This is a genomic window from Stenotrophomonas sp. 57 (assembly GCF_030291075.1).
In the GTDB taxonomy this organism is placed as follows: Bacteria; Pseudomonadota; Gammaproteobacteria; order Xanthomonadales; family Xanthomonadaceae; genus Stenotrophomonas.
On the sequence record NZ_CP127407.1, the window covers coordinates 1,609,398 to 1,632,128 of the forward strand.

28 protein-coding genes, 6 tRNA genes and 1 riboswitch are annotated in these 22,731 nt (G+C 66.2%); of the genes, 22 read left to right on the forward strand and 12 right to left on the reverse strand.

The features are described 5' to 3' along the window. Positions 1-4: 4 nt before the first annotated feature. The 3 genes from pgsA to QP512_RS07390 all read left to right on the forward strand — a co-directional run bounded on the left by pgsA (position 5) and on the right by QP512_RS07390 (position 1,047). Complete coding sequence (pgsA, locus tag QP512_RS07380; protein WP_005412825.1) at positions 5-631, forward strand: CDP-diacylglycerol--glycerol-3-phosphate 3-phosphatidyltransferase; 627 nt, start codon at positions 5-7, stop codon at positions 629-631. Between the two features lie 126 nt (positions 632-757). Beyond that, positions 758-833, forward strand: a tRNA-Gly gene (locus QP512_RS07385). A gap of 138 nt (positions 834-971) precedes the next feature. After that, positions 972-1,047, forward strand: a tRNA-Gly gene (locus QP512_RS07390). A gap of 3 nt (positions 1,048-1,050) precedes the next feature. Here QP512_RS07390 and QP512_RS07395 read toward each other — a convergent pair. Continuing rightward, positions 1,051-1,221 (reverse strand): hypothetical protein, encoded by a 171-nt coding sequence (locus QP512_RS07395; protein ID WP_286071549.1) that lies wholly within the window; start codon positions 1,219-1,221, stop codon positions 1,051-1,053. A 192-nt stretch (positions 1,222-1,413) separates the two neighbouring features. On the opposite strand from QP512_RS07395, the gene QP512_RS07400 reads away from it, so the two are divergent. The 4 genes from QP512_RS07400 to QP512_RS07415 are packed head-to-tail and all read left to right on the forward strand — an operon-like array spanning position 1,414 to position 5,669. After that, positions 1,414-2,877, forward strand: a complete 1,464-nt coding sequence (locus QP512_RS07400; RefSeq protein ID WP_286071550.1) for an efflux transporter outer membrane subunit — start codon at positions 1,414-1,416, stop codon at positions 2,875-2,877. Then, positions 2,874-4,013, forward strand: coding sequence for an ABC transporter permease (locus QP512_RS07405; RefSeq protein ID WP_286071551.1), 1,140 nt, complete (start codon positions 2,874-2,876; stop codon positions 4,011-4,013). Before QP512_RS07400 ends, QP512_RS07405 begins: the two co-directional genes overlap by 4 nt. Positions 4,014-4,023: 10 nt before the next feature. Further along, positions 4,024-4,752 carry an ABC transporter ATP-binding protein gene (locus QP512_RS07410; protein WP_142807664.1) on the forward strand — a complete coding sequence of 243 codons (729 nt, stop codon included), beginning with the start codon at positions 4,024-4,026 and terminating at the stop codon, positions 4,750-4,752. Continuing rightward, positions 4,749-5,669 (forward strand): HlyD family efflux transporter periplasmic adaptor subunit, encoded by a 921-nt coding sequence (locus tag QP512_RS07415; protein ID WP_286071552.1) that lies wholly within the window; start codon positions 4,749-4,751, stop codon positions 5,667-5,669. Before QP512_RS07410 ends, QP512_RS07415 begins: the two co-directional genes overlap by 4 nt. Positions 5,670-5,673: 4 nt before the next feature. Here QP512_RS07415 and QP512_RS07420 read toward each other — a convergent pair whose 3' ends face one another. Together QP512_RS07420 and QP512_RS07425 are read right to left on the reverse strand one after the other, a co-directional pair. Then, positions 5,674-6,123, reverse strand: a complete 450-nt coding sequence (locus QP512_RS07420; RefSeq protein ID WP_286071553.1) for a hypothetical protein — start codon at positions 6,121-6,123, stop codon at positions 5,674-5,676. Then, on the reverse strand, positions 6,116-6,517 hold the full coding sequence (locus QP512_RS07425) for a hypothetical protein (RefSeq protein ID WP_286071554.1): 402 nt from the start codon (positions 6,515-6,517) through the stop codon (positions 6,116-6,118). The genes QP512_RS07420 and QP512_RS07425 overlap by 8 nt, the downstream gene beginning before the upstream one ends. Before the next feature lie 130 nt (positions 6,518-6,647). On the opposite strand from QP512_RS07425, the gene QP512_RS07430 reads away from it, so the two are divergent. From QP512_RS07430 to QP512_RS07440, 3 genes are all read left to right on the forward strand, one after another. Continuing rightward, positions 6,648-6,723, forward strand: a tRNA-Gly gene (locus QP512_RS07430). Positions 6,724-6,865: 142 nt separating this feature from the next. Then, positions 6,866-6,941, forward strand: a tRNA-Gly gene (locus tag QP512_RS07435). 66 nt (positions 6,942-7,007) lie between these two features. Further along, a tRNA-Cys gene (locus QP512_RS07440) sits at positions 7,008-7,081 on the forward strand. 319 nt (positions 7,082-7,400) lie between these two features. Here QP512_RS07440 and QP512_RS07445 read toward each other — a convergent pair. Then, positions 7,401-7,970: a flavin reductase gene (locus QP512_RS07445; protein WP_286072005.1), complete on the reverse strand. Its 570-nt coding sequence runs from the start codon at positions 7,968-7,970 to the stop codon at positions 7,401-7,403. A gap of 176 nt (positions 7,971-8,146) precedes the next feature. Between QP512_RS07445 and QP512_RS07450 the strand changes: the two genes are divergently transcribed. Further along, entirely contained in the window at positions 8,147-8,851 is a 705-nt protein-coding gene (locus tag QP512_RS07450; protein ID WP_286071555.1) for a winged helix-turn-helix domain-containing protein, read from the forward strand. A 124-nt stretch (positions 8,852-8,975) separates the two neighbouring features. After that, positions 8,976-9,245 (forward strand): hypothetical protein, encoded by a 270-nt coding sequence (locus QP512_RS07455; RefSeq protein ID WP_286071556.1) that lies wholly within the window; start codon positions 8,976-8,978, stop codon positions 9,243-9,245. A gap of 219 nt (positions 9,246-9,464) precedes the next feature. On the opposite strand, the gene QP512_RS07460 is transcribed toward QP512_RS07455, so the two are convergent. After that, on the reverse strand, positions 9,465-9,665 hold the full coding sequence (locus QP512_RS07460; RefSeq protein ID WP_286071557.1) for a hypothetical protein: 201 nt from the start codon (positions 9,663-9,665) through the stop codon (positions 9,465-9,467). Between the two features lie 90 nt (positions 9,666-9,755). Beyond that, entirely contained in the window at positions 9,756-10,832 is a 1,077-nt protein-coding gene (locus tag QP512_RS07465) for a hypothetical protein (RefSeq protein WP_286071558.1), read from the reverse strand. Between the two features lie 261 nt (positions 10,833-11,093). Between QP512_RS07465 and QP512_RS07470 the strand changes: the two genes are divergently transcribed. Next, a complete protein-coding gene (locus tag QP512_RS07470) occupies positions 11,094-11,600 on the forward strand; it encodes an ATP-binding protein (RefSeq protein WP_286072007.1) in 507 nt (168 codons plus the stop codon). Positions 11,601-11,618: 18 nt separating this feature from the next. On the opposite strand, the gene QP512_RS07475 is transcribed toward QP512_RS07470, so the two are convergent. Next, positions 11,619-12,113: a DUF6265 family protein gene (locus QP512_RS07475; protein ID WP_286071559.1), complete on the reverse strand. Its 495-nt coding sequence runs from the start codon at positions 12,111-12,113 to the stop codon at positions 11,619-11,621. Positions 12,114-12,246: 133 nt separating this feature from the next. On the opposite strand from QP512_RS07475, the gene QP512_RS07480 reads away from it, so the two are divergent. Beyond that, positions 12,247-13,080: an AraC family transcriptional regulator gene (locus QP512_RS07480; RefSeq protein WP_286071560.1), complete on the forward strand. Its 834-nt coding sequence runs from the start codon at positions 12,247-12,249 to the stop codon at positions 13,078-13,080. Positions 13,081-13,083: 3 nt separating this feature from the next. Here QP512_RS07480 and crcB read toward each other — a convergent pair whose 3' ends face one another. Together crcB and QP512_RS07490 are read right to left on the reverse strand one after the other, a co-directional pair. Next, positions 13,084-13,476, reverse strand: coding sequence for a fluoride efflux transporter CrcB (crcB, locus tag QP512_RS07485; protein ID WP_286071561.1), 393 nt, complete (start codon positions 13,474-13,476; stop codon positions 13,084-13,086). An 82-nt stretch (positions 13,477-13,558) separates the two neighbouring features. After that, positions 13,559-13,622: riboswitch (Fluoride riboswitch) on the reverse strand. 22 nt (positions 13,623-13,644) lie between these two features. Beyond that, on the reverse strand, positions 13,645-14,046 hold the full coding sequence (locus tag QP512_RS07490) for a transcriptional regulator (protein WP_106548973.1): 402 nt from the start codon (positions 14,044-14,046) through the stop codon (positions 13,645-13,647). Between the two features lie 111 nt (positions 14,047-14,157). Here QP512_RS07490 and QP512_RS07495 point away from each other — a divergent pair, with 111 nt between their 5' ends. Both QP512_RS07495 and QP512_RS07500 read left to right on the forward strand, forming a co-directional pair. Beyond that, entirely contained in the window at positions 14,158-14,367 is a 210-nt protein-coding gene (locus QP512_RS07495) for a hypothetical protein (RefSeq protein WP_286071562.1), read from the forward strand. A 352-nt stretch (positions 14,368-14,719) separates the two neighbouring features. Next, positions 14,720-14,956 carry a hypothetical protein gene (locus tag QP512_RS07500; RefSeq protein WP_008267971.1) on the forward strand — a complete coding sequence of 79 codons (237 nt, stop codon included), beginning with the start codon at positions 14,720-14,722 and terminating at the stop codon, positions 14,954-14,956. A 1-nt stretch (position 14,957) separates the two neighbouring features. Here the strand turns inward: QP512_RS07500 and QP512_RS07505 are convergent, their stop codons facing one another. Both QP512_RS07505 and QP512_RS07510 read right to left on the reverse strand, forming a co-directional pair. Continuing rightward, positions 14,958-16,007: a 4Fe-4S dicluster domain-containing protein gene (locus tag QP512_RS07505; RefSeq protein WP_286071563.1), complete on the reverse strand. Its 1,050-nt coding sequence runs from the start codon at positions 16,005-16,007 to the stop codon at positions 14,958-14,960. Further along, a complete protein-coding gene (locus QP512_RS07510; protein WP_286071564.1) occupies positions 16,004-16,291 on the reverse strand; it encodes a hypothetical protein in 288 nt (95 codons plus the stop codon). Before QP512_RS07510 ends, QP512_RS07505 begins: the two co-directional genes overlap by 4 nt. A gap of 179 nt (positions 16,292-16,470) precedes the next feature. On the opposite strand from QP512_RS07510, the gene QP512_RS07515 reads away from it, so the two are divergent. After that, positions 16,471-16,911 (forward strand): group III truncated hemoglobin, encoded by a 441-nt coding sequence (locus QP512_RS07515; RefSeq protein WP_286071565.1) that lies wholly within the window; start codon positions 16,471-16,473, stop codon positions 16,909-16,911. A gap of 44 nt (positions 16,912-16,955) precedes the next feature. Next, the gene (gene hemN / locus QP512_RS07520; protein ID WP_286071566.1) at positions 16,956-18,365 is read left to right on the forward strand and encodes an oxygen-independent coproporphyrinogen III oxidase; all 1,410 of its coding nucleotides are present in this window, start codon (positions 16,956-16,958) and stop codon (positions 18,363-18,365) included. Positions 18,366-18,388: 23 nt separating this feature from the next. Here the strand turns inward: hemN and QP512_RS07525 are convergent. Further along, positions 18,389-18,475, reverse strand: a tRNA-Leu gene (locus QP512_RS07525). Positions 18,476-18,606: 131 nt separating this feature from the next. Here QP512_RS07525 and QP512_RS07530 point away from each other — a divergent pair. The 4 genes from QP512_RS07530 (at position 18,607) to QP512_RS07545 (ending at position 22,710) form a co-directional block, all read left to right on the forward strand. Next, positions 18,607-19,041: a BLUF domain-containing protein gene (locus QP512_RS07530; protein ID WP_286071567.1), complete on the forward strand. Its 435-nt coding sequence runs from the start codon at positions 18,607-18,609 to the stop codon at positions 19,039-19,041. Between the two features lie 142 nt (positions 19,042-19,183). Continuing rightward, positions 19,184-20,470, forward strand: coding sequence for a nucleotide sugar dehydrogenase (locus tag QP512_RS07535; RefSeq protein WP_286071568.1), 1,287 nt, complete (start codon positions 19,184-19,186; stop codon positions 20,468-20,470). 55 nt (positions 20,471-20,525) lie between these two features. Then, on the forward strand, positions 20,526-22,148 hold the full coding sequence (locus QP512_RS07540; RefSeq protein ID WP_286071569.1) for an FMN-binding glutamate synthase family protein: 1,623 nt from the start codon (positions 20,526-20,528) through the stop codon (positions 22,146-22,148). A gap of 100 nt (positions 22,149-22,248) precedes the next feature. After that, positions 22,249-22,710, forward strand: a complete 462-nt coding sequence (locus tag QP512_RS07545; protein WP_286071570.1) for a GNAT family N-acetyltransferase — start codon at positions 22,249-22,251, stop codon at positions 22,708-22,710. Positions 22,711-22,731: the final 21 nt, after the last annotated feature.

Below are 22,731 nucleotides of genomic sequence, written 5' to 3' on the forward strand. Positions count from 1 at the left end.
AAGCATGAAGTTGACCCTGCCCACCTGGCTGACGTTGTTGCGGATCGTGATGATCCCGGTGCTGGTGCTGGTGTTCTACCTGCCCTACACCTGGACCAACTTCGCTTCGGCGGCGATCTTCGGCCTGGCCGCGATCACCGACTGGCTCGATGGCTGGATCGCCCGCCGCTACCAGCTGGAGTCGGCCTTCGGTGCCTTCCTCGACCCGGTCGCGGACAAGCTGATGGTGGCAGTGGCGCTGTTCCTGATCGTGCAGGGCCACCCGACGCCGTGGATGGCGTTCTGGGCGGCCGTCATTGTCGGTCGCGAGATCGCGGTGTCGGCGCTGCGCGAATGGATGGCCGAGCTGGGCCAGCGCGCCAAGGTGCGAGTGGCAATGATCGGCAAGATCAAGACCACCGCGCAGATGGTCGCGCTGCTGTGCCTGCTGTACTCGGTGGCCCCGAACGTGCCGGTGGAAGACATCTGGATGGGCTGGCCGGTGTTCCATATCGGCGACTGGACCCTGGCCATTGCCGCGGTGCTGACCCTTTGGTCGGGCCTGCAGTACCTGCACGCCGCCTGGCCGAGCCTGCGCGACGACGAGCGCGCGGCGCGCGAGCGTGCGCGGCAGAAGAAGCTGGGCAACTGAGCCTGGGCTCTGACCCCATCGATGCGCTATCCACGCATGGCGTGGATGCACGGTGCAATGTGCCTTGCACACCCTGAAAAAAGCGCTTGACGCCATTCCCAGAACAGGTAGAATTTCGCCTCCCAAGCGGGAATAGCTCAGTTGGTAGAGCGCAACCTTGCCAAGGTTGAGGTCGCGAGTTCGAGTCTCGTTTCCCGCTCCAGATTCAAGAAGAACGCTCTCGCAAGAGAGCGTTTTTCATTCTCTCATCGGTGATGAAGTGGCGGTTCATCGATGGCATCGGATCTTCGCGATCCATGCTTGACCTCCGATGTGAATCCGGTAGAATGCCGCCTCCCAAGCGGGAATAGCTCAGTTGGTAGAGCGCAACCTTGCCAAGGTTGAGGTCGCGAGTTCGAGTCTCGTTTCCCGCTCCAGATTCAAGAAAAACGCTCCCGCAAGGGGGCGTTTTTCGTTTGATACGCGCCCGGCTGCGACAGGCGCCCGTGGCGCGCCGCGGCCTCTTCATGGCCGTCGTGATAGGAGTAGTCCGTCATACCGGTTTCAGATGTCGCAATCAGAATGGCGACGTGCGGCGGTTGTGGGGACATCCGCAGGCACGTGGGTTGGGGAGAGAGTCGCTGCAGCCGTCAATCGCCGTGAAGTCCGTCCAGCGTTGCGTGTGTCGCACGTCGTGAAAGGCTGGCGAAAGGCCAACGCCATCGTTGCCTGAACCGCACGCGTGTTGTGACCGTTTTCGGACCATTTCTCCATGTTCGCTCCACAATCGCACGGTAGCCTTCATGCTCCTTCTACACGTTGGCGGGCTGGTGGTCAGGCGTATTCCTTCAGTCGCGGTGCCCGGGGCCGGGCGCGGACTCTCCCTGCAAGCGGTGCTGCGCCCGGGCGCGTTGCTCGCCAGCCTGGCGCTGGTCGGTTGCATGTCGGTGCCGGTCCCGGACCTTCCTGACCGTACCCCCAGCGCCTGGACCCAGGTGCCGCAGGGGCAGGGGGGGGCCGTCGACGCGAAGCAGTGGTGGAAGGTGCTGGCCGACCCGGCGCTGGACGGCCTGGTCGACCAGGCCATTGCAGGCAACCTCGATCTGCAGCAGGCAACCCTTCGCCTGCAGGCCGTACGCATCGTCGCTGGTACCTCCGACTCGCGCTTCCTGCCGGAGATCTCGGCCAGCGCCAAGCAGGTGCAGGACGCCGCCGCCGTCGATACCTATTTCCATGCGGGCATTGAAGCGATCTGGGATCTGGGGCTGTTCGGCGCCGCCGAGAGCGCGCAGCTGAGCGCGCAGGCCTCGGCCGACAACGCCGAGGCGCTACGCAACGCCGCACAGGTGGCGGTGATTGCCGACGTGGTGCGCAGCTATCTGGACCTGACCGTGGCACAGGCCCAGCAGGACCTGCTGGCCCGCCAGCAGACGGTGGATGACCGCGGTGAACACCTGGTCCTGGTCCGCCAGCGCCTGCGCCTGGATGAGCCGGGCGAACTTGACCGCCTGCGCGCGCGCCAGGCCGCGACCCGCGCTGCCATCGCGCAGGCTCGGGAAAACGCCGACAATGCGGCCCGTGCGCTGGCCCTGCTGCTGGGCCGCGATGGCCCGGACCCGGCCTGGCGCGCGTACCGCACGCCGCCGAAGCTGGGCACGTTCTCGCTGCAGCAGGTTCCCGCGGATCTGCTGCGCCATCGCCCGCAGATCCTGCTGGCCGAATCGGAGGTGATGCAGGCCGCGGCCAGCAAGGGCTCGGCGCGCGCGGCGATGTACCCGCGGATCAGCCTCGGCGGCTCCATCCTGTACGCGTACAACCTCACCCAGAACGCGCGCTCCAATTCCGATTCCAGCCCGTCGATCGGCCCGTACGTCGACATCCCGCTGTGGGATTGGGGCCAGCGCCGCGCGCGCTTCCATGCGGATGAAAAGCAGCTCGATGCCGCGCTGCTCGGCTACCGCAAGGCGGTGCTGGAGGGTGTGAGTGAAGTGGAAGGCGCGCTGGGTAGCCTGGCGCGCCTGGACAGCAGCATCCAGTCGCTGCGTGCGGCCAATGATGCTGCTGGGCAGCAGGTCACGCGCCAGGCGCGGCAGGTGCAGCTGGGCCTGTCCAGCGAATTCGATGGGCTGGACGCGCAGCGTGCCGCGCTGGCCTCGCAGGCTGATCTGATCGGTGCGCAAGGCGCACGCGTGCTGGCGTTTGCGTCGCTGTACCGCGCGCTTGGCGGCGCACCGTTGCCGGCCCGGACCGAGGACGCGTCGAAATGATCGCGCTGGCCCGCAAGACCCTGGCCTATGAGTGGCGTCGGTTCCTGCCGGTGGTGCTGGCGATGTGTTTTGCCGGCGTGCTGCTGATCGTGCAGGCGGCGCTGGTGCTGGGCATCTTCGGCACCGCCGCGATCTACGTGAAGGCATCCACGGCCGATATCTGGGCCGGGTTCCCCGGCACCCAGAGCGTCAACTATGGGCATGCGATCAGCGCGGATGTTGAAAGCCACCTGCGCATGGATCCGGATGTCACCCGCGTCGAACCCTACGAGTGGGTGGATGGCGAGTGGCGTTCCAGCGCGCAGGGCACCGGCAATGTGTCGGTGTACCTGTCCGGCATTTCCACCCGCGACGACGCGATGATGTTCGCGCGCATCCTGCCGGCCGGTGTGCGTGCACAGCTGCGCGAACCGGGTGCCGTGATCGTCGACAGCGCCGACCTGGATACGCTGGGCGTGGACCTGCAGAACAACCGCGCCTGGATCAACGGCAAGGCCGTGCGTGTGGTTGCCGCGCAGCCGGGACTGCGTGGCCTGGGTGGCGTCAACGTGCTGGCCTCGCTGGATACCGCGCGCGCCATCGCCGGTACCGATCCGCACGAGGGCAGCACCTATTTCGTGGCGGGCCTGCGCTCACCGGAGCTGGCCGATGGCGTGCGTGACCGCCTTGCGGCGTCGATGGGCCAGGCCACACTGGTCGAGTTCTGGACCGCACCGAAATTTGCCAGCCGCTCGCAGCAGTACTGGCTGTTCGATACCGGCGCAGGTATCGCCGTGTTGTTCATGGCCGTCATCGTCTGCTTCGTTGGCGCGGTGATCACCAACCAGTCGTTCGCGTCGGTGGTAGCCGGATCGGTGCGCGAGTACGCTACGCTCAATGCACTCGGTGCGGGTCGCTATGCGCTGGCGCGGGTGGTGTTCGAGCAGGCCCTGCTGATCGGTGGCATGGGCATGCTGCTGGCCGCAGCGTTCAGCACCGTTGTGCTGTTGATCGCGCAGTCCCAGCGCGTGCCGGTACAGCTGACGCCGATGGTGATCCTTGGCTGCGTGGCGCTGGTTGCAGTGATGGCCATGCTGTCGAGCATCATGGCGGTACGTAGTGTCGTCCGCTCCGATCCATCGTTGCTGCTGCGTTGAGGACCGGCCGATGACTTCTACACGCGCCGTCGCCCCGACCCTGCAGGCCGACGCACTGGAAAAGGGCTTCATGTCCGGCGATGTGCAGGTGCCGGTGCTGCGTGGCCTGTCGCTGGACATCTATCCCGGCGAGCTGACCCTGGTATCCGGCCCTTCCGGTTGCGGCAAGAGCACGCTGCTGTCGCTGCTGTCCGGCCTGTCCGCACCCGATGGTGGGCGCGTGCATGCGCTCGGCCAGGATGTGGGCCACATGAGTCGCAGCGAGGTGGAGCGCTTCCGCCTGCACCATGTCGGTTTCGTGTTCCAGGGCTTCAACCTGTTCCCGGCACTGACCGCACTGGAGCAGGTGCAGCTGCCACTGGGTTACCGCGGCATGCGCAATCGTGAAAGTGAGCCCCTGGCCCGCAAGGCGCTGGAGGAGGTCGGCCTCAGCCATCGCAGCCACATGCGCCCGGCGCAGCTGTCCGGTGGTGAGAAGCAGCGCGTGGCGGTTGCCCGTGCGTTTGCCAAGTCGCCGACGCTGATCTTCGCCGATGAACCCACCAGCGCGCTGGATGCCGAGAACGGCCAGCGCGTGATCGACATCCTGCATCGCTACGCACGCGCGCATGGCGCCACCGTGCTGTGTGTGAGCCACGATCCGCGCCTGATCCGGCATGCCGATCGGGTGATCGCCATGGAAGACGGCATGGTCCGTGATGACCGGCGCCAGAACGAAACTGTAGAGTCCGCCCCATGACCAAGACGTCGCACCTGCTTCCCCTCAGCCTGGCCCTGTCGGCGGCATTGCTGCTCGGTGCCTGTTCCAGGGAAGCGCCCACCCCCGCATCGGCACCTTCAGGCAAGGCGGGCACTGCTGCCGCCGGCAAGGTTGCCGTGGCGCGCGGCATCATCGATGTCGAGGGTGGCCTGATTGCACTGGCGCCGCCGGTGGATGGCTCGATCACCGCCGCGCCGGTGAAGGAGGGCGCCACGGTGAAGCAGGGGCAGCTGCTGCTGTCGCTGGATGGCGCCCTGCTGCAGCAGGAGGTGGCAATGGCCACCGCCGATCTGGCCCTGGCCAATGACCGCCTGAAGGGCACCCAGGCGCAGCTGCGCGAACTGGAGCGCAACGCCACCCGCCTGTCCACGGGCGCCAGCGAAGGCGTGTCCTCGAACCAGCAGGCCGATGCGGCCAAGCAGCAGCTGGCCGGTGTGCGTGCCGATGTCGACGTGGCCGGTGCGCAGGTCGATATGGCGCAGCACAAGCTGGAGCACGCGAAGCTGAAACTGCAGCAGATGTCGTTGAGCGCGCCGGAAGCGGGCACGGTGGTCGGCCAGGTGCCGGGCGTCGGTGCTTTCGTGCAGGCCGGCAAGCCGGCGATCTCGCTGTTGCCGGCGCGCCCGCTGCAGGTGCGTGCCGAACTCAGCGCCGCCTATGCCGATGCCGTGCAGGTGGGCATGCACGCCACCGTGGTGCCGGACAGTGATGGTGCGGAGAACATGGGCACGCTGCCGCCTGCACGCGTGGTGCGCATCAGTCCGGTGTTTGCGCAGGCACGCCTGCCTGAAGACGCAGGACGTGGCATGGCCAAGGTGGTGGAGTGCGTGTTGGAGTTCGACGGGCAAGCCAAGGCGCGCTTCGGCCAGCACGTGCGGGTGGAGTTCCGGAAGTAAGCCTCTAGCGCTGCGGCGGGGGAGTCTGTGGTGACCCGCGCCGCCAGAGCGCCCGCCACGCGCTCACCGCCGACACCAGGCACAGCGCCAGCAGCAGGCCCACATCCAGCAACAGCAACCACAGCAGATGCATGCCTTGCACCGGTGGCTGGTGCATCGCCGACAGCATCCACGGCACCGACCACGCCAGCAGCAGGGCGAAGGCGATCAGCAGTCGCAGCCATAGCCGTTTCAGTCTCCAGGGCCGCACGATCAAGGCGGCCACCACCAGCTCGACCGTTCCCAGCAGCGCGAACACGATGACGGTGCTGGTCGGGTACGGGATCTCTGCACCTTCCAAGCGGTGCAGCAGCCAGTAGTCCGGAGTGAAGCCGGCGTTGACCAGTGCTGCGATCAACGCCAGCCAGGTCAGCGCGACCAGCAGCCAGAACATACGGACATGGCGTCTAGGCATCTTCGGTATCCGTGAGGGATCGCGGACGGCTGCGCGAAGAGAGCCGCCGGCTGCCGATGATTGCAGCCAGTGCCAGCAACCCCGGCCCGACCGTGAAGTACAGCAGGCGCAGCGGATGGTTGTGCATCAGCGTCCAGGTTGCGAATGCCAAGGGAATGGCCAGCACGAGCAGCTTGGCGAACAGTGGCCGCAGCACTGCGATCAGCGGCTGGGCGCCAATGAACATCCAGAACATATGGAACTGGGCGACGCCCAGGCTGATGTCACGATGTGACGTAAAGCCGAAATGGTCACGATACCCATCCATCCCCAGCGGAATCAGTACCCAATACAGCAACGCCACCAGCAGGTGCAGCAGCAGGGCGATCAACAGGGGCGTGCCGCGAAGGAGCATGGGCGAACGGGGTCGGGCGGGGCAGCGTACCCCAGCGCGGACGCCCGTGACCGCATGATGTGAAGACTGTTGACGGCGTGAAGGAATTTGGACACAATGGCGCTCCTTCGACGCAGGTCGAACGGAATCTGCGGGAATAGCTCAGTTGGTAGAGCGCAACCTTGCCAAGGTTGAGGTCGCGAGTTCGAGTCTCGTTTCCCGCTCCAGATTCTACAGGGCCCCGATAGGGGCCTTGTTTTTCTCCCGCTGCGGCAAGGCGGGGCACGCTGGGCCACAAGCCTTTACGCGCAGTCAGAAAAGTGAAATCGCTGGTGTGTTTTCCCGATTTCGGGTAGCATGTCGGCTTAAGCGGGAATAGCTCAGTTGGTAGAGCGCAACCTTGCCAAGGTTGAGGTCGCGAGTTCGAGTCTCGTTTCCCGCTCCATGTTCCGACAGGCCCCATCTTGGGGTTTTGTCTTGTCAGGGCTACGTTCCTGACGCGCAGTACGTTGGCCTCATGGCAGAGTGGCTATGCACCGGATTGCAAATCCGTTTACAGCGGTTCGATTCCGCTTGAGGCCTCCAATTGAAAAGCCCTGACTCCGGTCAGGGCTTTTTTGTTTGGCGTGGCTGGCTTCGCCACGGTTGCTGGCGGGAATGGCTTGTCGCGCCATGACGCACATGACGTGCAGTCGCCGCCGAACCGCCTTGATGCTTGTGCTGCCGGCGCTGAACCCATGAAGTTGCGCTCCAGTCGTTCCTCCACGGAAACGGCAAGGGAAGCATCGATCCGCAGATCGCCGGGTTGAACCGGCAGATGGCCGCGTCGAGCACCAACCTGGCCGGCGCAACCCGTGACTGCGGCATCCGCACGTGCCCGCGGGCACGCCATGAGTCGTTGCCGTCAGGCCGGAAGGCGCACGGGCGTCTCCGCGCGGAAATTGCGCCCGACCGGCGCGCTCACGCCCAGGTAGTGGCGGAACAGATAGATCAGCGGCTTCCAGTGCGCAACGTCGATGTGCTGGGTGCCCGCGATGGTGATGGCCTCATGCGCATGCACGCAGCGGACGCGACCTTCGACGATCACGAAGCCCTGGCCGTCGTCCTCGCCGGGCGGGTGCATCGCCATCACGCTGACCTCCACCTGCAACGGGCACTCGGCAATCGCCATTGGCGCCACGTGGGTGGATGCGACGGGGCTGAAGCCGGCCAGTGCGAACTTGTCGCGGACGTGCACGTAGCCCATCGCCTGCCTGGCGGGCGGCACCGGGTCACAGCCGGTTGCCCGTGCGATCGCCTCGACCTGTGCGGCCTGCCCGGATGAAGGGAAATTCAGCACGCACTCGTTGCGCAGCTGCAGGTTGCGATAGCCCTGGCCCTGCACCCCAAGTCCAAGCACCACCCGGTTGCCCAGCGCCCAGAACGAAGACAGCGGACTGATGTTGCTGCTGCCATCGTCGTTCAGCGTGGTCATCAGCAGTACCGGGGTGCCCGGGTACAGGACCGAGGGGGTGATGCGGCGGCGCTGGGTCGAGGCGGTGTTCACGGTAGTTCTCACGGTGGCGAGGGGCCACTGTGGCGCGGTTGCGGGCATCGAAGCTTCGGTCTGCATCGAAGTATCTGCACAGGTGTGCGTGCCACAATCCCTGCATGGGCCACACCTCCGGTTCCCTTGTCAGTGTCGGTGCCCTGGTCGGTGACCAGGCACGCGCGGCCATGCTGCTGCAGTTGATGGACGGGCGTGCCTACACCGCAACGGAGCTGGCGCACGTGGCCGGTGTGACCCCGCAGACGGCGAGCCTGCACCTGCGCAGGCTGGTCGAAGGCGATCTGCTGGTGGCCGTCGCGCAGGGGCGGCATCGCTATCACCGGTTGGCATCAAGCGAGGTGGCAGAGATGCTCGAAGGCATCCTGCGCGTGGCCGACCGCACGCCCTCGTGTACCGCCGCAGCGTCACGCAGCATGCCTGCGCTGCGCCAGGCACGTTCCTGTTATCGGCACCTGGCCGGTGTGCACGCGGTAGCCATCACCGATCGCCTGCTGCAGAGGGGGCATGTGCTGCCCTGCGAAGGGCATTGGCGGATCAGCGCCGAAGGCGCGGTATTCCTCGGCGGGCTGGGCCAGCCGCTGCGCGAGCTTCTGCGGCAGCCGGTGGTGGCCAAGCCGGCGCGCTACTGCCGTGGCTGCCTGGATTGCACCGAACGTCGCCCGCACCTGGCAGGCCTGGTCGGTGAGGCGATGCTGGACAGTTTCGTGGGCAATGACTGGCTGCGCCGCGTCGAAGGCCGCCGCGAACTGCGCCTGACCCCGCCGGGGCGGGAGGCGTTGTGGCGGCTGTTCAACCTGGCGACCTGAGGCGCCCGCTCAGTCTCAGTCACCCACGACATGGCAAGGCGCTATGGTCAGGTTCCAAGCCTCAGGGAGCTGCAATGGCGAGCAACGACATGAATGACCGCGGTACCGGGCCGGTACGCGGGCAATGAGCAAATCCTCGGCGGAAGTACGCTGGCTGACGTTCCGGCTGATGAACGGCCAATCGATCGGACCGGACCGTTTGAAGGACGGATGGGTGGTCGCTTCGGAAACCCGGCACTGTGGTGTGCGGCGTGAGGCCATCGAAGGCGCAGGCGTGGTCTACGCGCTGTATGCGCCGGCCAACCTGGCCTCACCGCGGCGCGCGGAAATGCGCATGCGCGAATTCCTGATGAACTCGGGCTACACCTTCACGATGGGCACGCTGGGCGGCTGATCCCGCCTGTTGCGGCTTCCTGCGCACGGTCGAGGCCTGGCCAAGCGTGCCAACCCGGTCGCGCGGTCGCGCGGTCGCGCGCATAGTGCAGCACCGTGCGGGGCAGGCCAAGCCCCTGGCGGCCGAACGAGACTGACGTGTCGAAGCCCAGCCATCCACCTTCAGTCGTGCCGAACTGGCGGGCTGAGCCGGCTCCCGCAGGAGCCGGCCAGGTGCCGGTCAGGGCGACGGGCAGTCCGTTTCGCGGCACAGGCGATATTCCGCTTCGCACTGCTGCGAGGTCTTGCCCAGCGGTCCATGTGATGTACGCAGGCACTGCTCGTACTTCAGGGTGCAGAACTCGCAGGAGTCTGCGGCGAAGGCCAGGCCGGTCACGGCCATGCCAAGGAGCATCACGGTCTTCAAGGTCATCTTGATCATCACGTCAGTCCTTCGTGTGCCCGTCAATGGGCCGCGCCACGATAGCAGCACTTCCTGGACGGTCCTGATGCGCTGCGGAACGCGTTGGACTCAGGGCCGTACCGCCTTCAAGGCGTCGACCACCTGTGCTTCCGAAAAGCCACAATGCCCTTCGCCCACGGCCGGCAGCACCTGTGGCAGCGGCCGCGCACCGGCGTGTGCGGCCAACTGCGGATACACCGCCTGCATGCGCGGCACGATGGTCGGGTCGTTGTGGTTGAACTGGATCACCAGCGGTCGCTTCAGTGCACCGGTCAGCGCCAGCGTCGCGCGCACCTTGGCCTGCGCGGCAGGCACGGCATCGATGCGCTGCACCCCGGCATTGAATGCGGCGTCATCGCCGAAGCCGCTGTAGACCACGCCGGTGTTGCCGACCGGCATGCCGCCGCTACGTGTGGCCAGCTCGTGCAGCACCAGCGCGTGCAGGCTGATCGTTCCGGCCAGTTGGTCACCGGAGACCTGCAGCCGCTGTGCAAGCAGCGCCGCGTGCGCCGGGTCGCGCTGCAGCGCGCTGGCAATGCCCTGGTACAGCTCACCCTGCGGCAGCACGGCGGCTTCGCGTGATGCCAATCCGGTGGCCGGCAGCCCCTCCGCCTTGGGGAAGAAGTAATCGAACGCGACCAGCGTGGTCAGCAGGTCGGCCGCGATCTGCTCGCCACTGAGATTGGCACCGCACAGCGACACGCCACCGGTATAGTGCTGCGGGAAGCGCTCGAGGCTGCCGATGGTCACGGCACCGCCCATCGAGAAGCCCAGCATCCAGGTGTGTCGCACATGCTTGAGTTGCAGCAACGCGTGTTGGCGCAGGCGTTCCATGTCGCTGACTGCATCCGCCACCGCCCAGCCCTGGCTGGAATACGCGCTCTGCGCGACGGCGTAGCCGGCACCCAGCAGCGCTGCCGTGCTGTCATTGGCAGCCATCGGTGTGATGCGCGGCACGCCCACGGGCTCATAGCCGTGGGCCAGCATCACCAGATCGCCGTTCCAGTCTGCCGGTACATCCAACCGCCACGGCGCGCCCTGCAGTTCGCCGCTGAGCGTGCGCGGTGCCGCGGGTGGTGCTGCCAGCAATGCCATCGAAGGGAGCAGCAGGCCAACGGCGAGGGCACATCGAAGCAAGGGGCGCATCGTGGTTGTTCCATGCGGGAATGGCGCCGAGCATAGATGCCAGCGAAACGTTGCGCGCGCTGCACTGCCGCAGGGGATTGCGGGCCGAACAGGCGGCGTTCTACGCTGGCGGCATGGCCCCGCACGTCACCGCGTCGATTATCCGCATTCCCCACGGGAAGGCGGGGTAGCGCGCGGTCGTCACGGCCCTGCAACCCGCCCGGGAAGGCGAGTTGCATGCAGCGCTCTCCCGGGAACTGGAATCCACCGAGGAGATCGCAGATGCAGCACCTTTCATCCACCGACCACACTCCGACCCTGCATCTGCTATGCGGCAAGATCGGCGCAGGAAAGTCGACGCTGTCGCAGCAACTGGCGGCGAGGCCGCGCCACGTGCTGATCAGCGAAGACGCATGGCTGTCAGCGCTGTATCCGGGCGAAATCCATTCCATTGCCGATTACCTGCAGCGCGCAGCCACGTTGCGCGCCGTGCTGACGGATCATCTGCGTGGATTGTTGCAGGCAGGCGTTTCCGTGGTGCTCGATTTCCCCTTCAACACGCCGGCGACACGGGCCTGGGCGCGCGATCTGTTCGAGCCGGCCGGCGCCGCGCATCAGCTGCACTTCCTCGATATCGCCGATGAGGTCTGCAAGGCACGGTTGCGTGCGCGCAATGCACGCGGCGAGCATCCGTTCCAGGCCAGCGACGGGGAATTCGAGCAGATCACCCGCCACTTCGTGCCACCAGCCAGGGAAGAGGGTTTCGTGGTGATCCGCCATACGGCGTAGGGAGGGGCCAGAAGCGGATCAGCGTGTCGACGTCGAGCCGCCGCAGGCGACCCGGTGCATCGGAAAGTCGATCGCCTGTGTCGGGTTGTCCTGCGCCACCTCGATGCGCGCGTGCGCGCGCTGTTCGTCAAGGCGCCGGTAGCGGATGCGCTGCGGGAAGTCGTTGGCCGGATTCTCGAACACGGCCTCGGTGTCATCGATGCGGGTGGCGTTGAACTCGGTGGGGTTCCGGCCGGAGGGCAGGGCGGTCAGCACCAGGCGCCCATCATCGTGCTGGCGCAACTGCATGAACTCGAAGCCGACGGTGCGCCCGTCGCGCAGGCTGCGGCTGCTGCCGAAAAGCGTGCCGCCGGCCAGCGTGGACCACTGTTCGCCGGCACCGGATGGCTGCCCATCAAGCTGCCAGCAGCCGGCCAGCCACGCCAGGTGTTCGATCTTCGACGGTGGGGCGGCTTCTGCGTGGGCCGTTACGAGCAACATCAGCAGCAGCGCCAGTGCGGTGCGGATCGACATCGGGGCCTCCATGCGCGGGGATCTGCGGTCTGTATAGCGGCGGCGGGGGCATCGGGCCAGTGCCCTTCAGTGTCAGGAAGATTCCGATACGATAGGTCGTGTTTAACCCTTTCTGTGTGATCCGGAGTCCGCCATGGTCGATCGCCTCGCGATCCTGCTCGAACGTTTCGCGGTCACCGCTTCGGTGTTCCATGCCGGTGCCTTGTGCGGCATCAACACCCTGGAGGGGGAAGACGAAGCCGGGCAGCTGCATCTGGTAAGGCGTGGCCCGCTGCAGGTCAGCCACGGCCAGCAGGTCGTGCAGGTCGAGGTGCCCAGCCTGCTGCTGTACCCGCGCCCGATGCCGCACCGTTTCAGCAGCGATCCGCAGCGGGGCGCCGACATGGCCTGCGCCAACCTGCATTTCGAAGGGGGACGGCTCAATCCGATCAGTGCCGCACTGCCTGATTTCATCTGCCTGCCGCTGGCCGACCTGCATGGGGGACATGCGGCGCTGGAGCTGCTGTTCGAGGAGGCCTTCGAGCAGCGCTGCGGGCGCGCGGCGATGGTCAACCGCCTTTTCGAGGTGGTGATGATCCAGGTGTTGCGCCAGTTGATGGAAGGCGGCGAGATGCGGGGCGGCCTGTTTGCAGGGTTGGGTCATCCGCGGCTGCGACTGGCGCTGGTGGCGATGCATGAAGCTCCGGCGCAGGCGTGGACGCTGGAAGGCCTGGCCGATGTGGCCGGCATGTCGCGCAGCGTGTTCGCGGCCAGCTTCCGCGAGGCGATGGGTACCACGCCCGGGCAGTACCTTCAGGGCTGGCGGGTAGGGCTGGCGCAGCAGGCCCTGCGCCAGGGGCGGCCGCTGAAGCGGATCGCCGATGAGGTGGGTTACGGCAGCGAAGCGGCCCTGTCGCGGGCATTCAAGGCGCACACCGGACAGTCGCCACGCGAATGGCGCGGACAGGCGCGCGCTGGCGCGGCCTGAGCGTCAGCCCAGGACCAGCCGGGTCAGCTTCATGCCTCCGAACAGGCCGGCCAGGCCCAGTGCCACCGAGCCGCCGGCATACAGCGCGGCCAGCCCATGCTGGCCGCGCTGCAGCAGCAGGCCGATTTCCAGTGCATAGGTGGAGAAGGTGGTATAGCCGCCCAGGATGCCAGTGGCCAGCAGCAGGCGCAGCTGGGGCGAAGCGCCGTTGCGCAGGGCGAAGGCTTCGACCACCACGCCCATCAGCAGCGCACCGCTGATGTTGATCAGGAAGGTCGACCACGGCCAGGGGCTGCCGATGGCCACCCGCGCGCCGATCAGGTTGCAGGCATGGCGCAGGCAGGCGCCGAGGCCGCCGCCGATGAAGACCAGGAGATAGTTGTTCAGTGTGTGCATTGCGTGCCTCGAGTGCGGGTTCGCAGGTTCGATGGCGAACGCCGAGGGCAGGCAGGGCCTGCCATCGACGAACGCCAGCTTCGTCTTGGCAGGAGCCATCAGCCTTCTCAGGCGGTTATCGGGGGAGCCCCATCCCCATCGCGGGCCATGCTACCAGCGCATGTGCATTCACGTCATCGAGGTGGTCAGCACGCGGGCGACCTTGCTGCGGCTGAAGCCGTCCATCAGCAGCTCGAACGCCAGCAGGTCCAGGGCTGCATGGCGACGGTGGTCGATTTCCAGGCCGTTCTCGGCCACCAGGTGGCTGACCAGTTCGTAGGCGTCCTGCCAGACATCCAGGTGGGCCTGGCTGGGAATGTAGGCATTGCCAGGTTCACCGACCGCGCGCCCGTTCACCCCATACAGCAGTTCGCGCGCGTCCAGCTTGGCCGCATCGGCAATGCGGAACAGCTGCTCGGCCTTCACATGGGACGCACTGACGTGGTCGTTGAGCCAGTTGCTGATGGTTGCCGTGGTGGATTTGGCGGCGCGGGCCAGATCGGCGGGGCGGGGGTGCCCGGCTTTCTTCATGGCGGCGGCGAGTCGTTGGCCGAGAGTATTCATCTATGCAAGCCAGCTTAACGCGTGGAATGCGAAGAGTCCTTGTCGCAAGAATAAGTCTGGTTAGCAGAAGGAACGACCATGACCGAATTCTGGAACAAGCGACAGGTGCGTACCCGGCTGGGATTCCAGACCGATGCCGAACTGGCGCGCTTCTTCGGCATCAGCCGATCCGCAGTGTCGCAATGGCCGAAGGACTTCCCGATTCCGGCCCTTCGCCAGTACATGCTGCATCAGCGCTATCCCAGCCTGTTCCCGGCGACCGACGCCGCCGAAGCCGATTCCATCTGAATTGCGCCGCCTTTTGTCGCATATAGCACGCTAAGCGCAATCGGCTAAGTATGCTTAGCAAAATAGCGAAAACTGATCGATCTGGCGGTGCCGATCGTTGATGCCTACCGGCCGGGGCGGCAGGGTTCCCCAGCGGCTGTCGGGTTCGGCCCATCCGGGAGCCCCCGGGGCCCGTATGTAGTTTCGTGAATGATTAATAATTTCGATCACGAAAGTCGCTGCATGTAATTGACCTTTCGTGAAATCTGTGACTAATTTGAATCAACCGGACGTGAAGCCCGGGAGTCTTTCAGTAGCTCGCAAGTGAGTCGGTAGACCGTCAACGATGCAGAACAAGTCCAACGGAGGTCGTATGGAATACGGCATGCATGGCTTGGCTGAACGGGTACGCCGCGAACTGGAAGCCAGTTATCACAAACACGGATGCGGTCCGGCGTTCTGGGATACCTACCAGCAGGTGCTGGACCGCCTGGTTCCGCAGGGGACCGAGCGTACCGAAGTCACCAACGAAATGGCACTGATCATCGAGCAGCTGGGCATTGTCCGGCGTGCACAGCTTGTCCCGCCGCACGCCGACGGGCCGCGCTGATTCAGAGCAGGCGCCAGGCGCCGCAGGCAAGCAGCGCCAGCAGCAACGACAGCAGGGACAGGGTCCGGGGTCGCCACCAGCGCCTCGGTTGCCCGGCCATCGCCTGCGGACTGCAGTAACGCACCAGCCCCGGGCCGAAGCCGGCCTGGTGCTGTTGCTGTGCGCAGGCTTCCAGGCAGGCGCCGCAGGCCAGGCAATCGGCCTGTGGCCCCTGGCGGATGTCCAGCTGCATCGGGCAGACGCTCACGCAGGCGGCGCAGTCCATGCAATCACCGAGGCGATCGGCGCTGAAGGTCGGCATCGGTCCGGCCAGCAGCGGGTGCGCGGCGCGGAACACGTAGTCCTGCGCGGTGGTCGGGTCGAGCAGGCCCCGACCACGCCCGAGGACCCCACCCAGCCCGGAGGGGCGCCGTCCGCGCGGCTCACCACGGCGGGCGTCGTACAGCATGCGTGGCGTATGGGGATCGGTCAGCAGCGGCTGCATGCGCGCGAACGGGCACAGCGAACGGCAGACCTGTTCGCGCAGGAAACCGGCATTGCCCCAGGTGGCGGCGGCATAGAACAGAACCCAGAAGGTTTCCCAACCGCTCCAGCCTGCGCGCGGCAAGGCCGTGACCAGTTCCGCGATGGGGCTGAACAGGCCGACGAAGGTGATACCGGTCCACAGTGAGAGCAGCGCCCAGGCCAGTTGCGTGGCCGGTCGCGCGGCCTGGGCCGGCAACACGCGGGCCATGCCCTGCGCGATCCAGTCGAAGGCCCGCCGCCACAGCGTCTGCGGGCAGGCATGGCCACACCACACGCGCCCCGCGAGGTGGGTGAGCAGGGCAAGACTTACTGCCAGCACTGCCAGCAGGCCGATCAGCATGCCCACGTCACTGGGCCAGAGCGTCCAGCCGAACAGATCGAAGCGTCGCGCGCTGATGTCCAGCAGCAGGGCCTGGCGGCCGTCCCAGCGCAGCCACGGCAGCGCATGGAACAGCACCAGCAGGGCGGCGCTGAGCGGGCCGCGCCAGTGCCAGGGACGGGACGCAGCAGCACAGGAGGCGTTCATCCCAGCGGCAGCTCGTCGTCGTCGTCGCTGGGCAACGGCCGTTGCAGGTACCAGGTGACTGCGCTGGACAACGCCGTCACCGCCCAGAACATGAAAAAGCCCGCGGTATAGCCCAGCTCGCGGCTGATCGGCGTGTCCGGGAAGCTGATGGCCTGCAGCCGCAGCGGATCGACGAAGGCGAAGAACACCACGCTGGCCATGCCCGCGGCGATGAAGCTGGGCCAGAGGATGGCGCCCCAGTGCTGGATCAGCCGCTGGCGGCGGCTGGGAGTCGGTCTGTTCATGCTGTCCCGGATCGAAAAGTGGGCGGCGCGTATACTTCGCCCAGGTTGGCGCCGCATCCGCAGGGCATGCTTCCTGCAAGCATGGCAGCCTAGGTGCAGCCGACTGCGCTGACATTGATCTGGATCAACGGCGGTGCTGCTCCGCTGCGGCACACTGCCGGCACGCTTTGGGTACCCCGATGAACGCAACACCGCCGCCCGTCCTTCCTGTCGCCTCGCCCGAGCTGTGCACCGAGCAGGAAGTGACCCGCCTGGTCCACGACTTCTACGCCCGCGTGCGCGAAGAGGAACGCTTGGGGCCGGTGTTCGAGGCGCACGTCCACGACTGGCCGGAGCACCTGGCACAGCTGGTCGACTTCTGGTCGGCGATGCTGCGCGGTACCCGCCGCTTCAAGGGCTCGCCGATGTCCAAGCACATGGCCATCGAGCTGGACAAGGACCTGTTCGACCGCTGGCTGGTGCTGTTCCGGATCACCACGGCCGAATGCGACAACCCGGCGATGCAGGAACTGGCCAACGACGTGGCCGCGCGCATCGGCGACACCTTCTGGAAGCGCTACCAGATGCTGCGCTGGCCGCAGGTCGGGCTGCCTGTGCTGGGGATCGCCGCCAAGGATTGATCTGGGTCAAGGCGGTAGCGGCCGTCCGGCGCGATGCTGGTGGCATGGACACGTTCTCTCCCGCCGCCGGTGGCCTGGCCTGGACCTTCGACCCCGACCTTCTGCGCCGGCACGACCGGCCGGGGCCACGCTACACCTCGTATCCGACCGCGCCGCACTTCCACGATGGCTTCGATGCACCGGCGCTGCGCCAGGCGATCGCCGACAGCAACCGGCAGGCGCGCGCGCTGTCGCTGTATGTGCACGTGCCGTTCTGTTCCAGCCCGTGCTTCTACTGCGGCTGCAACCGGGTGATCACCCGTGATCGTGGTCGTGGCCACAGTTATGTGTCGCGCGTACTGGCCGAGGCCGACCTGCTGGCGCCACAGTTCGAGGACGGCCGCGAGGTCATCCAGCTGCACCTGGGCGGTGGTACGCCGAACTTCCTCGATGCCGAAGCAATGACCACGCTGGTGGAAGGGCTGCGCCGCCGATTCGATTTCAGTGATTCGCCGCAACGTGATTTCTCGATCGAACTCGATCCGCGCTTCATCGATACCCACGACGTCGGAATGCTGGCGAGGCTGGGCTTCAACCGAGCCAGCCTGGGCGTGCAGGATTTCGATCCGCACGTGCAGGAATCGATCAACCGCGTGCAGGGCGTGCAGCAGACGCTGGACATTCTGCGCGCCTGCCGCGACAGCGGCATGCGCTCGGTCAACGTCGACCTGATCTACGGCCTGCCCGGGCAGAGCCTGGAGGGTTTCAGCCGCACCCTGGAACAGGTGCTGGCGCTGCGCCCGGATCGCCTGGCGGTGTATGGCTATGCGCACCTGCCGCATCTGTTCCGTGCACAGAAACAGATCGACGAAAACCGGCTGCCCTCGCCGGAAGACAAGCTGGCGCTGCTGGGCCTGGCGGTGGAGAAGCTCTCTGCGGCTGGCTACCAGTACATCGGTATGGATCACTTCGCGTTGCCGGAAGAGGATCTGTCACGGGCCCAGCGTGCCGGCCAGCTGCATCGCAACTTCATGGGCTATACCACCCACGCCGATACCGACCTGCTGGGTCTGGGCGTGAGTGCGATCAGCCATATCGGTGCCACCTACAGCCAGAATCCACGTGACCTGCCGTCGTGGGAGGACGCGGTGGACCAGGGACAGTTGCCGGTCTGGCGCGGTGTCGCGCTGAGTGCCGACGACCAGCTGCGCGCGGAGCTGATCCAGCAGCTGATGTGCCAGGGCGAGGTGGATGGTGCGGTGCTGGGGCAGCGCCATGGGGTCGATTTCGAGCGCTACTTCGCCGACGACCTGCGCTCGGTGCAGCGGCTGCAGGAGGATGGTCTGGCCGAGTATCGCGAAGGCGTGGTGCGCGCCAGCGAGCCGGGGCGTCCGCTGCTGCGGTTGCTGGCGATGTGCTTTGATCCGTACCTGCGCGCCGCGCATGAGCAGCCGCGCTACTCGCGTGCGATCTGAGGAGTGTGTGCGCACTTCGCGCGTGGTGCCCGGAGCCGGAATCGAACCGGCATGACCTTGCGGTCGGCGGATTTTAAGTCCGATGCGTCTACCAGTTTCGCCATCCGGGCCTGCAGCGCGGCGCCGATTGTAGCCCACCTGCAGCGCGGCGACCGGATCGCGTCGCGGCGGTGACTTGCTTAACTGTCGACCCCATTCATGTCATAGTCCCAGCCATCGTTCCCAGGGGGGGAGCCACCTGATGTCGCTGCACGCGATTGCCTATGCCAGTGAGGCCCGCGCCGATCTGCAGACAACCGATCTTGATCGCCTGCTGGCCGATGCCACGGCGTTCAATCGTGTGGCCGGTGTCACCGGCGTGTTGATGTTCGATGGCAGCCGTTTCCTGCAGTACCTCGAAGGTCCCGAGGACGGGATCGATTCGGTGTTCCAGCGCATCCTCAATGCGCGCAGCCATGTCCAGCTGAAGGTGTTGTGCCGTGCACCGGTGGCACAGCGGGCGTTCCCACGCTGGTCGATGGGGACGCGGCGGATCGAAGCGGACCTGCTGGTGCAGATTGTCGACGCGGCATGGACGGGATTCCTGCTCGGCAGTGGTGGCTTCGAACGCCTGCTGCAGGCCTGGACAGGTGCCGACGGCGAACTGGAACCGGCTGCGGTCGCGCTGGGGTCCTGAGCCTGCCTTGGCGCTGGGGCGCCGGGGCCGTTAGGCTGTAGCCTTTCTGGTGCGGGTTTCCCGGAGTGGTACAGCGAATGAGTGGGTGGGCCGAAGCCATTGCAGCGCGCATGCGCCTTCATCCGATGCACGGGATGCGCCGATGAGCGCGCCCGTTGCGGCGGCGGTAACTCCGCGTTTCGCAGTGATCGGCCTGGGTTACGTCGGCCTGCCGTTGGCCGTGGCGTTCGGCAGGCACTGGCCGACGCTGGGCTTTGATATCGATGCCGGGCGCATTGCCGAACTGCGCGAGGGCCAGGACCATACGCTGGAAGTGGAGGCCGACGAGCTGGCCAGTGCGCCGCATCTGCACTACGGCAGCGATCCGGGGCTGCTCGACGCCTGCAATGTCTACATCGTTACCGTGCCGACCCCGATCGATGCCTACGAGCAGCCCGACCTGGAGCCATTGCGCTCGGCCAGCCGGCTGATCGCCAGCCACCTGCGTGCGGGCGATCTGGTGATCTACGAGTCCACGGTATACCCGGGAACCACCGAAGAAGTCTGCGTGCCGCTGCTGGAGCAGGGCTCGGGACTGCGCTTCAACGAGGATTTCTACTGCGGCTACAGTCCGGAACGGGTCAGCCCCGGTGACCGTCAGCGGCGCCTGGCCGACATCCGCAAGATCACCTCGGGTTCGACGCCGGAGGTTGCAGCCGTGATCGACGGCCTGTACGAGCGCATCATCGACGCCGGGACCTTCCCGGCACCGTCGATGCGCGTGGCCGAAGCGGCCAAAGTGGTCGAGAACATCCAGCGCGACGTCAACATCGCGCTGGTCAACGAACTGGCACTGATCTTCGACCGGCTCGGCATCGATACCCAGGACGTGCTGGATGCGGCCGGAAGCAAATGGAATTTCCTGCCGTTCCGGCCCGGGCTGGTCGGTGGCCATTGCATCGGCGTGGACCCGTACTACCTGCTGCACAAATCCGAGAGCGTGGGCTACCACCCGGACCTGATCCACACCGCGCGGCAGGTCAACAACCGCGTCGGCGAACACGTGGCCGCACGCGTGCTGGCGATGCTGGCCGAGCGTGGCCGCCTGCCTGCGCAGTCACGGGTGCTGGTGCTCGGCGTGACCTTCAAGGAAGACTGCCCGGACCTGCGCAACAGCCGAGCGCTGGAGCTGGCGCAGCGCCTGGGTGATGCCGGTGCACAGGTCGCGGTCAGTGACCCATGGGTCGGCCCGGCGGCATTGGCCGATGCGGGCGTGCATTGGCTGGCCGAACCGGTTCCCGGCGGCTATGACGCCGTGGTGCTGGCGGTGGCCCATGCCCGCTTCAAGGCCATGGATGAAGCGGCCATCCGTGCCCTGCTGGCCCCCGGTGGACTGGTCTACGACGTGAAATCGGCCTGGCCGCGCAACGTGGTTGACGGTCGCCTGTAAGCCCGCATGGCGGGCAGCGCGGTAGACTCGGGGACAGTTGCAACCGAGGAAAGCCATGCACCGGTATGTCGTCTACCTGCTCGCCATCCTGATGTTCCCGATATGCCTGTGGCTGGCCACGATATGGCCGGCCTGGTATTGGGGCGTCGGCCTGACTGCCGCGATGGTGGCGCTGGGGACCTGGGATCTGCTGCAGAAGCGCAGCACGCTGCGCCGCAACTATCCGGTGATGGCGCACTTCCGCTATGGCCTGGAGTCGATCGGCCCTGAGATCCGCCAGTATTTCGTGCAGAGCGACCTGGAGGATGTGCCGTTCTCGCGCCAGCAGCGCGCGCTGATCTACCAGCGTTCCAAGAACGAGATGGACACGGTGCCGTTCGGCACCCTGCGCAGCACCTACGCGGTGGATTACGAGTGGATCAACCATTCACTGGCACCGACCGCCATCGCCAAGCATGACTTCCGCGTGTTGATCGGCCCGAACTGTGCCAAGCCCTATTCGGCCAGCGTGTTCAACATCTCGGCGATGAGCTTCGGTTCACTGTCGGCCAATGCCATCCGCGCGCTGAACGAAGGCGCGCGTCAGGGCGGCTTCTATCACGACACCGGCGAGGGTTCGATCTCGCCCTACCACCGGGAGATGGGCGGTGATCTGGTGTGGGAAATCGGCTCGGGCTACTTCGGTTGCCGTGATGAAAAGGGCGCCTTCAGCGAGGAACGCTTCGTTGCCAACGCGACCCACGACCAGGTCAAGATGATCGAGATCAAGCTGTCGCAGGGCGCCAAGCCGGGGCACGGCGGCGTGCTGCCGGCGCCGAAGGTGACCGCAGAGATTTCGGTGACGCGTGGCGTGCCGATGGGGGTGGACTGCGTGTCGCCGTCGCGTCACTCGGCGTTCTCGACGCCGGTTGAACTGCTGCAGTTCGTGGCCCGCCTGCGCGAGCTGTCCGGTGGCAAGCCGGTTGGTTTCAAGCTGGCCATCGGCCACCCGTGGGAGTGGTTCGGCATCGCCAAGGCAATGCAGGAAACCGGCCTGCTGCCGGACTTCATCGTGGTGGACGGCGCCGAAGGCGGCACCGGCGCAGCACCGGCGGAATTCGTCGACCATGTGGGTGTGCCGATGCACGAAGCGCTGCTGCTGGTGCATAACACCCTGGTGGGCCTGGACCTGCGCGAGCGCATCCGCATCGGTGCGGCCGGCAAGATCACCAGTGCCTTCGACATCGCGCGGACCATTGCGCTGGGGGCCGACTGGTGCAATGCCGGTCGTGGCTTCATGTTCGCGCTGGGCTGCATCCAGTCGCTGAGCTGCCACACCGACAAGTGCCCGACCGGCATCGCCACCCAGAACCCGGCGCGCTGGAAGCACCTGGATGCACCGGACAAGGCCACCCGCGTGTACAGCTACCACGAGCACACCCTGCACGCACTCAAGGAGCTACTGTGCGCCGCGGGCCTGAACGACCCGGCGGAGCTGGGCCCGGAGCACATCCTGCGTCGTGTTTCGCCCGTCGAGATCCGTTCGCTGGCCTCGCTGTACCGTTACCTGGAACCGGGCGAACTGCTGCACAAGGTGCCGGACCACGCAGTGTTCCATGCGTTCTGGGCCGATGCGCGCAGCGATTCCTTCCAGCCGCCGCCGAAGATCCAGGCGCTGCGCGCCAGCAAGTCGCGATAACGTGTTGCTGTAGAGCCGAGCCCATGCTCGGCTGCTTCTCTCATCGCGATAGTGGAACGAAGAACAGCCGAGCATGCGCTCGGCTGTACAAGGAGATGCCATGCAGTTCAGGCGCGGCACGATTGCCGATGTGGCCACGCTGTGGGCCCTGCGCACACGGTGCGTGCGTGAGACCTGCAGCAGTCATTACCCACCCGAGGTCATCGCGCCATGGTCGGCCTCGCCGCCACCGTCGCAGTACGCGCACTTGCTGGGGCAGGGCGGTTGCGTGGTGGCCGAGGATGGGGAGGGTGCCCTGCTTGGCTTCGGCGTGTTTGATGCCGACGCCAATGAAGTCGACGCGTTGTTTGTTGATCCCGACCGTGGCGGCCAGGGGATTGGGCAGGCGCTGATGCAGCGCCTGTTGGCGATGGCTGATCGTGAGCGTGAGGTGGTGCTGTCGGCCTCGCTCAATGCCGTGCCGTTCTATCAGCGGCAGGGGTTCATCAGCGTAAGCGCGAGGGCCTACCCACATCCCAGCGGCGTGGCGCTGGCCTCGGTGAGCATGCGCCGGCCGTGGTGATGCAGCTCGACGGCTGTTGTA